This window comes from Streptomyces sp. NPDC050448 (assembly GCF_040655295.1).
Lineage (GTDB): Bacteria > Actinomycetota > Actinomycetes > Streptomycetales > Streptomycetaceae > Streptomyces.
In genome coordinates this window covers 42,042-56,159 of sequence record NZ_JBFAJR010000031.1, presented here as the reverse complement: position 1 = coordinate 56,159, position 14,118 = coordinate 42,042, and the positions used below count along the sequence as shown (strand labels likewise).

Genomic DNA, 14,118 nt, shown 5'->3' with positions numbered 1-14,118 from the left:
GGGGTGGCGGTGCCGGACGCCGTACCTCCTGCCCAGCGCACCTACCATCACACCGTGACAACGACACCTTCGGTGGAGTGCATCAGGGTCCGCGATGCGAAGACCGGGTCCGGCCACCCGCACCACCCCTCGTACTACGAGATCGTCGATCCGCAGGAGATCGCGGAGGTCCTCGCCGTCTGGCCCGACGGGCCCGCACCCGCCGGGACGCACGAACCGTCCGACCCGGACATCGAGTTCCTCGCCTGCATGTGCTGGGAGTACGAGCCCGGCGGCACCGACGACCCGCGGGTGCGCGAGCTGCCGAACGTCAGGCGGCCGCAGCCGCTCGCGCGGCTGCTCGACCGGGATTCCCCGGACGGAATCCCGGCCCGGCACCGCGCCCGGTGGGCGGCCACCGCGCCCGAAGGGCTCCGCGGCTACGCCGAGGCCATGGCCCGCGGCGAGGAGCCGGAGCCCCCGGCGGGCGTCGCGCTGTCGACCGCCTTCGCCTGGCAGGGGGCCGCCCGGGAGCACCCCGCGGACGCGGCGTCCCTCCTCGCGGAGGTGGCCCCGCTGCGCCTGCTGACCGGAGCGGGCACGGCGGACCTGGCCTGGGCAGTGCGCGAGACGGACCGCGGCGGGCTCGACGCGGCCGTGCGGTTCTTCGCGAGCGAGGAGTTCACCACCCGCCACCCCAAGCACCGCCGGGTCACGGACACCGCCCGCGACCTCCTGCTCCGGCACGCCCGCAGCCACCGCCCCGCCGATCTCCCGGTCCTGGAACGGCGGCTGCTGCGCGCACCGGACGACCGCGTCAGACGGTCTTGATCGCCGGGTCGGAGGTGCCCGGGGCGCCCGTCTCCACGTGGCCCGCGAAGCGGCGCAGGAAGGTGCTGTCCGCGTCGGAGACGACCTTGACGTCGTACCAGCGGCCCGTGGTGCCCAGGTCCGCCGTGTACGTGGCCGAGCCGCCCGCCGCGACCCGCAGGGTCTGGGCCGCGCCGCCGTAGGCGTTGGTCACCGTGAGGTTGACCGCCGCCGAGCCGGAGTTGGTCAGCGTCAGCTTCAGGTTGCCGGTGGCCGCGTCGTGGCGGGCCGTGACCTCCGGGCCCGCCTTCTTCGCCGGGCCCTTCCAGGTGCGCAGGAAACCGTTCGGGCCCCAGACCGTCAGGTTGATCTGGTTGCCGGTGGAGCTGCTGGTGCTCCAGGTGTCCGAGAGGGTCTTGCCCGCCTCGACCGTGTAGGGCCAGGGGCCGTCCGTCCGGTTGCCCGAGGTGCTGTGGAAGTGCGCGCCGAGGGAGGGTCCGGAGGAGAAGGTCAGGGTGAACTTGCCCGTGGAGAACGTGGCCTTGCCGTCCACGTACGGGGCGTAGCCCAGTGCGCGCGTCGGCTTCGCGCCCGCCTCCTGCTTGGGCAGGGTGCCGGTCGCCGGCGGGACCGGGTGGTAGGACGGGTGGGCGTTGTGGTCCGGCGGGACGTAGCCCGCCGTGGAGGGGAGGGCCGCGGGCGACGCGTCCGCCTTCGAGAAGTCGAACGCCGAGGTCAGGTCACCGCAGACCGCGCGGCGCCACGGCGAGATGTTGGGCTCCTGCACGCCGAAGCGCTTCTCCATGAAGCGGATCACCGAGGTGTGGTCGAAGGTCTCGGAGCAGACGTAGCCGCCCTTGCTCCACGGGGAGACCACGATCATCGGGACGCGCGGGCCGAGGCCGTACGGGCCGGCCGCGTAGCCGCCGCCACCGGCGTACAGGTCCTTCGAGACATCGGCCGTGGACAGGCCCCACGCCGAGGAGGCCGGCGGGTACGGCGGGACGACGTGGTCGAAGAAGCCGTCGTTCTCGTCGTAGGTGATGAAGAACGCCGTCTTCGCCCACACCGCCGGGTTCGCGGTCAGCGCGTCCAGGACCTGCGAGATGTACCAGGCGCCGAAGTTGACCGGCCAGTTCGGGTGCTCGCTGAAGGCCTCGGGGGCGGCTATCCAGGAGACCTGGGGCAGCGTGCCGTTCACCACGTCGGCGCGGAGCCTGTCGAAGTAGCCCTCGCCCGCCTTGGCGTTGGTGCCCGTACGGGCCTTCTCGTACAGCGCGTCTCCGGGCTGGGCTCCCCGGTAGGAGTTGAAGTACAGCAGCGAGTTGTCGCCGTAGTTGCCGCGGAAGGCGTCGCTGATCCAGCCCCACGAGCCGGCCGCGTTCAGGCCGTCGCCGATGTCCTGGTAGATCTTCCAGGAGACCCCGGCCGCTTCCAGGCGCTCCGGGTAGGTCTTCCAGCCGTAGCCGGCCTCCTGGTTGCCGAGGACCGGGCCGCCGCCGGTGCCGTCGTTGCCCGTGTAGCCGGTCCACATGTAGTAGCGGTTCGGGTCGGTCGCGCCGATGAACGAGCAGTGGTAGGCGTCGCAGACCGTGAAGGCGTCGGCGAGCGCGTAGTGGAACGGGATGTCGTTCCGCGTCATGTACGACATGGTCGTGGCCGTCTTGGCCGGCACCCACTTGTCGTACTTGCCGTTGTTGTAGGCCTGGTGGCCGCCGGCCCAGTCGTGGTTCAGGCCCTCGACGAACTGCATGCCCAGGTCGTTGACCTGCGGGTTGAAGGGGAGGATGTCCTTCGTCCCGTCGGACTGGTAGAAGACGGACTTCCCGTTGTCCTGGAGCACCGGCCGGGGGTCGCCGAAGCCCCGGACGCCCTTCATCGAGCCGAAGTACTGGTCGAAGGACCGGTTCTCCTGCATGAGGACCACGATGTGCTCGATGTCCTGGATGGTGCCGGTGGTGCCCTGCGCCGGGATGGCGGCCGCGCGCGCGATGCTCTCGTTCAGCATCGCGGCTGCGGCGGTCCCGCCGGCGATCTGCAGGAACCTGCGGCGATTGAGTTCAGCCATGGGGTGACGACCTCTGCGGGTGAGGGGGGTGTCGAGGGGCGACCCAAGGACAGCGGTCCCGGGATACCGGCCGGAGATCAGTTCGTGACACCACGCGGTACAGCTGGAGAACGGAAAGACCTCCCGGACGGTCCGCGCATCTGCTGAAATGACCTCCCAAACACACTGCACGGGGGGCGCAGAGCAGATGGTGGGGACCGAGTTCGGGCATGCCCTCGGACGATCCCGCGCGCTCTCCGGCCTGCCGGCTGCTCCGCTCGTGGCACGGTACGGGGAACTCGCGTCCACGCAACAGGCCTTGGGATTACGCCACTTGGGCGAGTTACTGGTTCCGGCCGGCGGGCGGTTCCGGGTGCTCGACGGGATCTTCACCGTCGAGGGGCCCGGCCGGCGGCGCCATGTGGGGGCCGATGTGCTGCGCACGCTGCGGGGCTCCCGGGCGGGTGCACATTCCGGCGCCGGTGCCGGTGCCGGTTTTGGTGCCGCTGCCCCTGCCGGTGCCGGTGCCGCCGGGCTGTTCGACCGGCTGGCCGAAATCCAGGAGCGGGATCCGGCCGCGCTGCGCCGGATCCTGCTGTACCAACTCGTGCAGCTGCTCCACGACCACCCCCGGGGGGATCTGCCGGACACGGCCGCCGGGTTCGGGGTCGACCCCGACGCGGCGGCGGCCCTCGTGCACGCCGCCGCCGGGCGCCCCCGGCTGGACCCCGCCCAGCGGGCCGCCGCCGAGGGGCTGGAGGACGCGTGGCTGCGCGGGCGGGTGCGCGCCGCCGCCCGGAGTGCCGCCGTACTGCCGCCGGCCGTGGCCGGCGGGGACCCGCTGCTGGCGGGGCGGCTGGCCGGGCTGGCCGAGCGGGTACGGGCCGCCGACGCCCTGCTGGACGAGGCCCGGGAGTACGAGGACCGGGAGGATCCGGAGCAGGCCGCCGCGGCGTACGCGCAGGCGGCCCGGCTGGCCTGGGACTGCCCGCGCGCGGTGCGGGGCCTGGTCCGCACGCACCGGCCGGCCGACGGGGACCCCGGGCCGCTGGAGGCCTGGCCCGTACCCGGCGGGGTCGCCCTGCGGCGGCCGCCCGGCGCCGACCCGGACGGGACCTGGCGGGTGGTCCGGCTGACCCGGCGCGAGCCGCCCACCACACCGCTCCCGGAGGTGCCGGGCCCGCTCGGCGCACGGCCGCTGACGGACCGCCGGGCCCCGCTCGGACGGGAGGTCCGGTACGTGGCCCTCCCGGGCATGGGGACTGCCGCCCCCGGTGCCCCGCTGATCAGCGCCCCGCTGCTCGTGGCGCCCGAGGTGGCGGAGCTGCGCCTCACCGACGGCCGGGCCCGGATCGAGGCCTCGTGGGTGCGGCCGCCCGGCGCGGTCGGGGTGCACGTGACGCTGACCGGCCCGCAGGGACACACCGTGGAGCTCGGCCCCCCGGTCGCCGTCGGCCCGGCCGACGCGACGCGGGCCGGTACGGGCGAGCCGGATGCACCCGGCGGAACGACTGCGCCCGCCGCCGCGGCCGGCACGGGTGGCCCAGGCGGCGGGACCGGCGCGGGCCGAACGGCCGGCGCGGGCCGAACGGCCGGTAGCGGGACCGGCGCGGGCGGAACAGCCGGCGCGGGCGGAACGGGCGGCGGGGCCGGCGGCAGAGTCGGACGCCGTGGCGGGGTGGGGGGTCGGGAGGCCGTACGGGGCGGGGGGTTGGAGCCCGGTGCCTACGTGCTGCGGGTGCGGTGCCGGTACCGGCCCGAGGGCGGTGGGGACGAGGTGCTGTCCGCCGGCTCCGAGGCGGCGGTCAGCGTGCACCCGTGGCCGGCCCCGGTGCTCAGCCTCGCCGCGACCGCCCGGGACGCGGGCGGGCTGGAGTTCCGCTGGACCGGGGCCGCCGGGGCCGACGTACGGCTCGTCCAGTGGCCGGGCCCGGCTCCCGAGGAGGGCGCCGAGCTGGCGGCCGCCGAGCTGCCGCAGGCGCTGCCCTGGGTGGATGCGGCCGGGATCGCCCAGCCGCCGCCGGGCCCGGCGGCCACCGTCAGCGCCGTGGCCGTACGGGGCGGACGGGCGCTGGCCGGGCCGGGGGTGGCGGTCGAGGCGCCGGAGGCGGTCACCGGGCTCACGGTCCGGCGGACCACCGGCGGGCGGGCCCGGGTCAGCTTCGACTGGCCCGACGGCGCCGGCCGGGTCACGGTCGCGGTCACCCCCGAGTCCGGCGGCGAGCGCACCGAACACCCCGTCGTGCGGGCCGTGTTCCTGCGCGAGGGGCTGGAGCTGCCCGTCGGCCCAGGCGCCGCCCGCATCACGGCGTACGCCGCCCCGCGCAGCGCGCTCGCGGTCGCGGCCGCCCCGCGCGGCGCCGAGCAGGCCGTCCTCCCGGCCGACGTCGCCATCGCCTACCGGGTCCTGCCCGGGCCCCGGCGGATGCTGCGGCGCGGTCCCTCCGTACTCCGGGTGACCCTGCTGGCGCCCGGCGGGGATCCCGGATCCGGGATCCCCGACTTCGTCCTCGTCGCCGGAGCGGGCGGTGCGGCCCGGCCCCACCGGCCCGCCGACGGCGCCGAGTTGTGCCGGGTGACCGGCACCGAGCTCGCGGCCTCGGGGACCGTCGAGCGCGAGATCGTCCCCCGCGCGCCCGGCGGCCCGTACGCCGTGCGCGGTTTCCTCCTCGGCGGCCGTGCCGCCTCCGTCCGGCTCGACGAGCCCTCCCTCACCTCCCTGGTGGTCCACTGACATGACCTCCGTCGTCTGCCCCTACTGCTTCGACCGTTCGGCCGCCGCCCGGCTGCCGTTCCGCTGCCAGATGTCCGCCACCGGGGTGCGCGGCGGCAAGCCGTGCGCTGCGGAACTCGACGGCATATGGGCGGAGTTCATGGGGCCGAGCGTGCCGCCCGCGCTGAAGATGCGGGGCCCGGTCTTCACCGCCCCGCGCGGCCTCGGCAGCCGTCTCGGCGGGGGCGCGCGCGCGGACTGCCCGCACTGCGGGGTGTCCACCCCGGTCCGGGTCTGCCTGCGCTGCCACAGCGACTTCCCGAGCGACTACACCGACCAGGACACCCGGATCATCGCCCTGCTGGGCCCCAAGGCCTCGGGCAAGAGCACGTACGTCTCGGTGCTGATCAACGAGCTGCGCAACCGGGTGGGCCGGGCGTACGGCGCCTCCATCACGGCGATGGGCGGCGAGACCCAGCGCCGGGACCGGGAGATGGCCGAGGACCTGTACGACCGGCTGCGGCTGCCGGAGGCCACGAGACCGGCGGCGCTCGGCTTCAACGACCCGCTGCTGTACCGGCTGAGCCTGCCGCTGCGCCGCCGGCTGCGCGGGGACGGCAGCCGGCACACCGCGCTGGTGTTCTTCGACGCGGCGGGCGAGGACCTGGGCAGCGCCGAGGCCATGGACCGCTACACGCACTACCTGGCGGCCGCCGACGGGATCATCCTGCTGGTGGACCCGCTGCAGATGAGGGCCGTACGGGACCAGCTGCCGGTGGACGCGGGGCTGCCGCTGCCCACCGTGGAGACCCCGCCGCAGCAGATCGCGGCGGACCTGGCGGCGCAGCTGCGGGCCCACGGGAGGGGCACGTCGCGCGGCCGGGTCACCACCCCCGTGGCGGTGGCGGTGACCAAGACGGACTCCCTGTTCTCGCTGGTGGGGCCGCACTCCCCGCTGCGGCGCAATGCCGCTCACGCGGGTGGCGCGGTGGACGACGAGGACCGGCTGGCGGTGCACGAGGAGATGCGGGGGCTGCTCGACGGCTGGGACTCGGGGGCGTTGCTGCGGCAACTGGACCGGGACTTCGCACGGCTGTCGCTGTTCGGGCTCTCGGCGCTCGGCTCCCCGCCGCCCGTGCACGCCCCGGCGGACGCCCCCAAGTCGGGGCCGCAGCCGCTGCGGGTCGAGGACCCGCTGCTGTGGCTGCTGGGGCTGGGCGGGCTGCTGCCGCGCACCGGGACCGGCGGCGCGGGCCGGCGTACGGCACCGGCCGCAGCGGCGGCGACGGCAGCCGCGGGTGGGAGCGCGAGCACGATGGCGGGCCGGCCTCACGGGTCGGGAGGAGCGGCGTGAGCCTCGCGCAACTGCACTACACCTCGGCGCCGCCGGGTCCCGACGGCTCGGGCTTCCGGTTCACCGCCGTCAGCCCCGGGGTGCCCGTCTCGCTGCTGCGCGAGGCCGAGCAGCTGATCGGGTACGAGCCGCCCCGGGACGCGCCGCCGCGGCCGAACGTGGACCAACTGGGCTCCTTCCCGCAGGCCTTGAGCCTGAACGTGCTCGGCGACGGCAGCCGGCTGCTGGCCCGCTCCGTGTACACGGGCGCCGACTACAGCGGCCGCTGGGGCAATTTCCACGCCCACGCGGTCCATCTGCCGCAGCCCGCCGACCCGGACCGGCCCGCCGACTGGCCACTGCCGATCACCTCCTGGGGCTCCCGGCAGTGGGCGGCCGATTCCCCGCCGGCCGGGGCGCCCGTGCCGCCGCTGGCGGCGCTGCCGGCCCCGGGCCCGCTCGACGTCGGCGCGCTGGAGGCCTTCGTGACCGCCCGCGGGCGCTGGCTCGCCGGCTTCTTCGCCGATGTGCGCCGGCTCGTGGAGGACCCGGCCGCCCCGCAGCTCGTCCTGGTGGAGCGGGACAGCGAGGCCGTGGCCTGGTGGATCCTGCTCGCCTGCAGTGTGCTGCCGCACCGGCGCGGTCAGTGGCTCACCTTCACCACCTACACCCGGCGTCCGCAGCTCGCCCGGCAGCAGATCATCGGCGTGGTGCCGGAGGACGGCCTGAGCCTCACCGGGCAGGAGCACCGCTACCGGGTGTACGACGCCGCCCGCGCGGCGGCCCCCGCAGCGGACCCCGACGCGTGGGCGCAGACCGCCGCGCTGATCTGGCGGGCGCAGCGGCAGGACCTCTTCGCGGACGTCCGGCGGCTGCCCGGCGGACCGTCCGGGCCGTACGAGGCGGGCCCGCTGGCCGCGCTCGCCCTCGCCGCCGGTGTCGGCCTGGACTCGGCGGGCCGGGCCGCGGCCGCCGACTGGGCCGCCGGACACCGCGAGGCGCTGGACGACGTACGGCTGCACGCGCTGGCCCGGGCGCTGGGCCGCCCGGCCGGGGACCGCGGGCCCGAGGAGGCCGCCGCGAGCGGGCGGCTGCTGACGGCCCTGACCGGCTGGGCGCCCCCGGAGGTGAGCGAGCCGCTGGTGGAGCTGGCCCTCGCCGGGGCGGTCCGCTCGGGCGGCGCCGCCCCGGCCTCCGGGGCGCTGGGCGAGGCCGCCCGGTCGCGGCTCGCGGCCGAGCTGGGGCCGGAGCTGCGGTCGGCGCTCACCGATCCGGAGCGCGAACCCGGGGACCGGGCCGGGCTGTTGCGGGTCGCCGCGGAGCTCGGTGTGGGCGCCGCGGATCTCCTGCCCGATGTGGCACGGCAGTTGGCGCACGCCCTGATCGCCGATCCGGAGCGGGCGTACGGGGAGGCGGTACGGGCCGCGCTGGCGGAGCTGCCGGATCTGCGGGGCCCCGTGCTCGACCGGCTGGACGCGCTCGCGGCGGGCGATCCGGCCGCGGGGGCCCGGCTGTTCGGCCTCACCACGCTGCGGCTGACCGGGGCCGAGGCGCTGCCGCATCTGCGGATGTGCGCGCAGCCGCCCGCGGCGTCCGGGGACCGGGTGAAGGCGCTGGCCGGGCTCGTGGAGCAGTCCGGCGCCTCGCTGGAGGAGGAGCCGCTGGTGCTGCGGACGGCGATGCGGCTGGTGTGGGGCGCGGAGCCGCCGGGCGCGGACGAGGCCTGGCTGGCCCTGTCCGCGCTGGGCGACCGGGCCCACCGGGAGGCCGGCACCTGGGAGCTGCTCGCGCGGGCGGCGGTCTCCGCCCCGGCCGGCGACCGGTATGCGCAAGAGCTGGCCCTGGAGCTGCTGCGGCGCTTCCCCGCGGAACTCCCGGCCCCGGTGCGGCCCTCGCTGCTGCTGCTGGAGCTGGCCCGGAACCTGCGGACGCGGGAGGCGGGCCCGGGCTGGGTCCGCCTCGCCCTGGAACTGGGGACGCTGGACCCCACCCCGACGGCGCGGGAGCACGCCTACGCGGCGGTGGCCGCCCGGCTGCTCGCCGAGGACCGGCCCGGGAGCGAGCTGCGGGCCCTGATCGAGAGCAACGACGCCGAGCTGCTGGCCGCGTACCGCCGGGCCGCCCGGGAGCCGCAGGTCGCGGACCGGCTGAGGTGCGATCTGCCCTACGCGGCGGAGTGCTTCGCCACCTGGTCCTCGCAGCCCCAGGCGGGCCCGGTGTGGCAGGAGGCCCGCACCGACCTGCTCGAGGGCGTGCTGCGCCCGGCCGTACGGGGCCTGCCGCCCGCGGAGCTCACGGCGCTCGAGGAGGCCCTGGCCCGGCTCGGCGGCCGCTGGGCGGAGGACTTCCGCGGCTGGCAGCGGCCCGGGGCGTTCGGGCGGCTGCGCGACCGCTTCGGCGGCTCCGGCCGCCGCGGCGCGAAGTCCTCGCCCGGCAGCCCGCCGCCGCGGGGCGGCCGCGGCGGGCCCGTCGACCCCGGCGGCGGCGCCGAGGGCGGGCGGCGGCCGTGAACGCCGGGCTCTGCCTCGCGGCCGCCAGGCCTGAGCCTGGCGTGAGCCCCACGGGCCAAGGCCGGGCGCGGGCCGCACCGGCGTGAGCCGGACCGCCGCCGGGTGCGGACAACGTGGTGAGCCGCGCGGCCGGGGGCCGCGCGGGGCGTCACTGCACCGGTCGGCGGGGCTCGGTCCCCCCGCGCCTCAGCCACGCCGACCGGCGTTCAAACCCCCGTTCGGGGCGCCCGCTCAGGCGCCCGCCTCTGCCATCCGGCGGCGCAGGCTCAGCGGCCGCATGTCCGTCCACACCGTGCCGATGTGGTCCAGGCACTCCTGCCGGGTACCCGCCGTGCCCTCGGCGTGCCAGCCCGCCGGCAGCTCGCGGTCCGCACGCCAGATGGAGTACTGCTCCTCGTCGTTGCGCACGACCCGGTAGCCGCTCTCGTCGGTGTCACTCATCGCTTCGGTCCTCCCGCAGTCATTCGGTCAGCGGGTCACAGCGTGCCGCCCCGGCCCCGGGCCGCCATAGGGACAAACGCGCAGAAGGACCGGCGGTCGGTGCTGCCGCTCCTTCCCTGGTGGCTCCGGTGTGCGCGGCGGCAGTGTTCGGGGCAGCCAGGGTGGCGTTCGAGAGGTACAGCGCCGCCGGCCACGCCACCCCCTCAGGCTGGAAGGAGCTCCGCCATGTCGGACACCCCGGAGACCGTGCACCTGCCCACCGGCGGGTGGCGGTTGTGGGAGCACTTCGCCCTCCGCGGTCCGGGCTTCCCGGCCGAGGGGGTCCTGCGCATGGCCCCGCCCGGACTCGCCCTGGCCGCCGACAAGTTCGGGCCGGGCGACACCCTCGCCGGCCCGGACTGGGAGGCGTTCACCGGGGCCTTCGACACCGGCGCCGTCCGGACCGCCGGCCTGCTGCAGGACATCGCGGCCTCGCCGCGCTTCCGGGCCGCCGTGGCCTGGCAGAACCCGGCCGTGCTGCGCACCGGCATCGCCCCGTTCCTGAACTGGACGCCGACCACGGCGGGCCGTACCAGCATGCCCCGCCAGCGGGAGGAGCTGGTGGCCCACTACTGGCAGCGGTTCTGCGTCAAGAACGACACCATCGGGTTCTTCGGGCCCGTGGGGTGGGGGCGGTGGGACCTGGCCACGGACGGGGTACAGGTCGACCCGGGCACCGGCGGGTTCCTTGCCGACTCGCGGGTCTACTTCGCCAGTTGGGCCATCGACGCCCTCGCCAAGTCGCTGAACTCCGACCCCGCGCTGCGGGCCTGGATACCCCCGCGCCGGGTGTCCTTCGTACGGGCCGAGGGCCTGTCCGTGCACCTGCCGGGCCGGCCGCCGCAGCCCATCGGCGAGAGCGCCCGCGCCGTACTGGACCTGTGCGACGGGACCCGGCCCGTGGCCGCGATCGCCGGGGCGCTGGGGATCCCGGTGGCGGAGGCGACGGAGACCGTCCAGTGGCTGCTGGCCAAGCGGTGGGTGCACTGGCGCCTCGACGTGCCGACGGGCACCTACCCGGAGCGTGAGCTGCGGGCCGTACTGGAGCGGATCGGCGATCCGGCCCTGCGGGAGCCGGCCCTGGAGAAGCTGGCCGTGCTGGAACGCGGCCGGGACGCCGTCCAGGCGGCCGGCCTGGACGCCGAGGCGCTGACCTCGGCGATCGGCGCCCTGGAGGCGGACTTCGCGGCGCTGACCGCCACCGACGCCCAGCGGTCCAAGGGCGAGCGGACCGCGCCCTGCCGGGGGCTCGTCTACTCCGACGCACGGCGCGCGGCGACGGCGACCCTCGGCACCGCCCTGCTGGACGAACTGACCCCCCTCGCACAGTGCCTGACCGCGGCGCGCTGGCTGACCAACCGGTTCGCCGAGCGGGTCGGGACACGGCTCCGCGCGGTGTACGACCGGCTGCGGGCGGCCGGCCCGGTGGACCTGGGGGCGATGTGGCTGGGCTGCCTGCCGTCCCCGTACCCGGAGGCGGGCCGGGACCTCGACGCCGTCCAGGCGGAGCTGCGCGCGAAATGGGCGCGGATCCTCGCCGTGCCCGAAGGGGCGCGCCGGGTGCGGGTCTCCTCGGCGGACATCGCGGAGCGGGTGCGCGCGGAGTTCGACGAGCCCGGCGCGGGGTGGTCGCTGGCCCGCTACTTCAGCCCGGACGTGCTGCTGCTGGCCGAGAGCGCGGACGCGGTGGCGCGCGGGGACTTCGAGATGGTGCTGGGCGAGATGCACAGTGCCCTCAACACGATGGGCGCCTCCCTCTTCGTCCACCAGCATCCCGACCGCGACGAGCTGATCGCGGAGACCACGCGCGACTTCCCCGGGCCGCGGCTGCTGCCGATGCTGCCCAAGGAGCTGCCGCTGAAGTGGTCGACGCGCAGCAGGCCTTCGCTGGACCGGCCGCAGGACTACTACGTCTCGCTGGTCGACGACACCGGCGACCCGCACCGCCCGCGCACCGTCCTGTGCGCCGACGTCGCCGTGGAGGACCGCGGCGGCAGGCTGACGGCGGTGCTGCCCGACGGGGCCGCGTTCGACCTGCTCGACGTGTACGCCAACACCCTGACCCAGCACGTCATGGACCGGTTCACGCTGCGCCCGGAGGGTGACCACACCCCGCGGATCAGCATCGACAAGATGGTGGTGGCGCGCGAGACCTGGGCCTTCCCGGCGTCCGGACTCGCCTTCGCCGACGAGAAGTCCGAGGCCGGGCGGTACGTACGGGCCCGGCACTGGCGGCAGGAGCACGACCTTCCCCGATTCGTGTTCGTGGTCTCGCCGACCGAACCCCGGCCGTTCTACGTGGACTTCGACAGCCCGGTGTACCTGAGCATCCTCGCGAAGGCCGCCCGCAGGCTGGCCCGCAAGGACCCCGGGGCCAAGCTGAAGATCAGCGAGATGCTGCCCACGCCGGAGCAGGCCTGGCTGACCGACGACCAGGGCGACACGTTCACCTCGGAACTGCGGTTCGTCGCCGTCGACCAGACCGTCGTCGACCAGACCGTCGTCGACCATGCCGTCGTCGACCAGGCCTCCGTCGACCAGGCCTCCGTCGACCGGACCGGCATCGACCGGCCCGCGGACGGGGCGGTGTGATGCGGACCTTCGTCGACGACATCGCCGCGCACGCCGCCCTCGGCCCCGGCCGGGTCGCGGTGACCACCCCGGCCGGCGAGGTGAGGTACGGGGAGCTCATCGCCCGCATCGACGCGCTGGCGGCGGTGCTGCGGGCCCGGGGCGCCCGGCCCGAGACGGTGTGCGCGGTGGCCGTGGAACGCGGTGTGGACGCCGTGGTCGCGCCGGCCGCGGTGGTGCGCTCGGGTGCGGCGTTCCTGAGCCTCGACCCGGAGCAGCCGCCGGCCCGGCTGGCGGCGCTGGTACGCAGCGGCGGCGCCGACATGCTGCTGACCTCCTCGGCCCTCGCCGGCCGGCTCGACCTGCCGATCCCGGGGACTCCGGTGCTGCTGGACCGCCCGGGGAGCGTGGCCGGGGCGGACCGGGGGGCCGGCGGGCCGCTCGGCGGGCGGGCGCTCGCGTACGTCAGCCACACCTCCGGGAGCACCGGGGAGCCCAGTGCCGTGCTCGTCGAGCACCGCGGGCTGGACTCCTATCTGCGGTTCGTCGCCCGCGACTACGGCCTCGGGCCGGACACGGTGGCGCTGCAGGTGGCGCCGCTGGGCTACGACGCCTCGCTGCGGGACACGTTCGCCCCGCTGCTGGCGGGCGGGCGGCTGGTGGTGGTGCCGCGTTCGGCGGTGCTGCGGCCCGAGGAGTTCGGGGCCGCCGTACGCGAGCACGGGGTGACGGCGCTGCTGAGCGTGACGCCGTCCTTCCTGGCCTTCCTGGCCGGGCAGCCGGACGCGTCCGGACTGCTCGCCGGGGTGCGGGTCGTGGTGTCCAGCGGCGAGTCGCTGCGGCCGTTCCTGACCGCCGGCGGGCGGACCCTGGTGCCGGGCTCGCTGGTCAACCAGTACGGGCCGACCGAGTGCACGATGACCTCGACCCGCTACGCCGTACCGGCCGAGCCGGACGTCCTGACCGACGTCGTGGGCACGCCGATCGACGGCGTGGTGGTCCGCGTGCTCGACGCCGGGCTGTCGTCGGTGCCCGACGGGGCCGTCGGGGAGGTCTGCATCGGCGGGGCCGGGGTGGCCCGGGGCTACCGCGGGCTGCCCGCCCGTACGGCCGAGTGTTTCGTTCCCGACCCGCTCGGGCCGCCGGGCGCCCGGATGTACCGGACGGGCGACCTGGCGAGCCGGGGCCCGGAAGGGCTGGAGTACCTGGGGCGCGGCGACCGGCAGGTCAAGATCCGCGGCTACCGGGTGGACCCGGCCGAGGTCGAGGGCGCGCTGCTGGCCCATCCCGGAGTCACCGGGGCGGTCGTCACCTCCGAAACCGACGGCCAGGGGCGGGTGTTCCTGGTAGCCCACGTCACCGGGGACCTGGCGGACGTGAAGGACGCGGCGCTGCGCGCCCATCTGGGCGCCACGCTGCCCCCGCATCTGATGCCGCGCCGGTTCGCGCGGCTGGCGGAACTGCCCACCACCCGGGGCGGGAAGGCCGACCGCCGTGCCCTCTCGCAGACAGGAGGCCGGTCGTGACCAGCGCACCTGCCGCATCCCCGGCGCACGCGTCCCACTCCCCCGCGTCCCATGCACCCACGCCCCATGCGTCCCACGTGCCCGGGCGCCGGGCGGCGCCCGGTCCCTGCCCGTCCGCAGCCCCCGCAGCGTCCGGCGGACCGGCCGGC

The 14,118-nt window shown here is 76.2% G+C and carries 8 protein-coding genes; 6 read left to right on the top strand and 2 right to left on the bottom strand.

Features of this window, described 5'->3' with window-relative positions; all coding sequences use genetic code 11:
• The first annotated feature begins 54 nt into the window (after window positions 1-54).
• Complete coding sequence (locus AB0I68_RS29055; RefSeq protein ID WP_363180328.1) at window positions 55-810, top strand: hypothetical protein; 756 nt, start codon at window positions 55-57, stop codon at window positions 808-810.
• On the opposite strand, the gene AB0I68_RS29050 is transcribed toward AB0I68_RS29055, so the two are convergent.
• Window positions 797-2,857 carry a phosphocholine-specific phospholipase C gene (locus AB0I68_RS29050; RefSeq protein ID WP_363180327.1) on the bottom strand — a complete coding sequence of 687 codons (2,061 nt, stop codon included), beginning with the start codon at window positions 2,855-2,857 and terminating at the stop codon, window positions 797-799. The two genes, AB0I68_RS29055 and AB0I68_RS29050, sit on opposite strands and share 14 nt — an antisense overlap.
• Window positions 2,858-3,170: 313 nt before the next feature.
• Here AB0I68_RS29050 and AB0I68_RS29045 point away from each other — a divergent pair, with 313 nt between their 5' ends.
• The 3 genes from AB0I68_RS29045 to AB0I68_RS29035 are packed head-to-tail and all read left to right on the top strand — an operon-like array spanning window position 3,171 to window position 9,392.
• Window positions 3,171-5,570 (top strand): hypothetical protein, encoded by a 2,400-nt coding sequence (locus AB0I68_RS29045; RefSeq protein ID WP_363180326.1) that lies wholly within the window; start codon window positions 3,171-3,173, stop codon window positions 5,568-5,570.
• 1 nt (window position 5,571) lies between these two features.
• Complete coding sequence (locus AB0I68_RS29040; RefSeq protein WP_363180325.1) at window positions 5,572-6,903, top strand: hypothetical protein; 1,332 nt, start codon at window positions 5,572-5,574, stop codon at window positions 6,901-6,903.
• Window positions 6,900-9,392, top strand: coding sequence for a GTPase-associated protein 1-related protein (locus AB0I68_RS29035; protein ID WP_363180324.1), 2,493 nt, complete (start codon window positions 6,900-6,902; stop codon window positions 9,390-9,392). The genes AB0I68_RS29040 and AB0I68_RS29035 overlap by 4 nt, the downstream gene beginning before the upstream one ends.
• A 231-nt stretch (window positions 9,393-9,623) precedes the next feature.
• Here AB0I68_RS29035 and AB0I68_RS29030 read toward each other — a convergent pair whose 3' ends face one another.
• Window positions 9,624-9,833, bottom strand: coding sequence for an MbtH family NRPS accessory protein (locus tag AB0I68_RS29030; protein ID WP_363180323.1), 210 nt, complete (start codon window positions 9,831-9,833; stop codon window positions 9,624-9,626).
• Between the two features lie 225 nt (window positions 9,834-10,058).
• Here AB0I68_RS29030 and AB0I68_RS29025 point away from each other — a divergent pair, with 225 nt between their 5' ends.
• Both AB0I68_RS29025 and AB0I68_RS29020 read left to right on the top strand, forming a co-directional pair.
• A complete protein-coding gene (locus AB0I68_RS29025; RefSeq protein ID WP_363180322.1) occupies window positions 10,059-12,464 on the top strand; it encodes a lantibiotic dehydratase in 2,406 nt (801 codons plus the stop codon).
• The gene (locus tag AB0I68_RS29020; protein WP_363180321.1) at window positions 12,464-13,969 is read left to right on the top strand and encodes an amino acid adenylation domain-containing protein; all 1,506 of its coding nucleotides are present in this window, start codon (window positions 12,464-12,466) and stop codon (window positions 13,967-13,969) included. Before AB0I68_RS29025 ends, AB0I68_RS29020 begins: the two co-directional genes overlap by 1 nt.
• The last annotated feature ends 149 nt before the right edge of the window (window positions 13,970-14,118 follow it).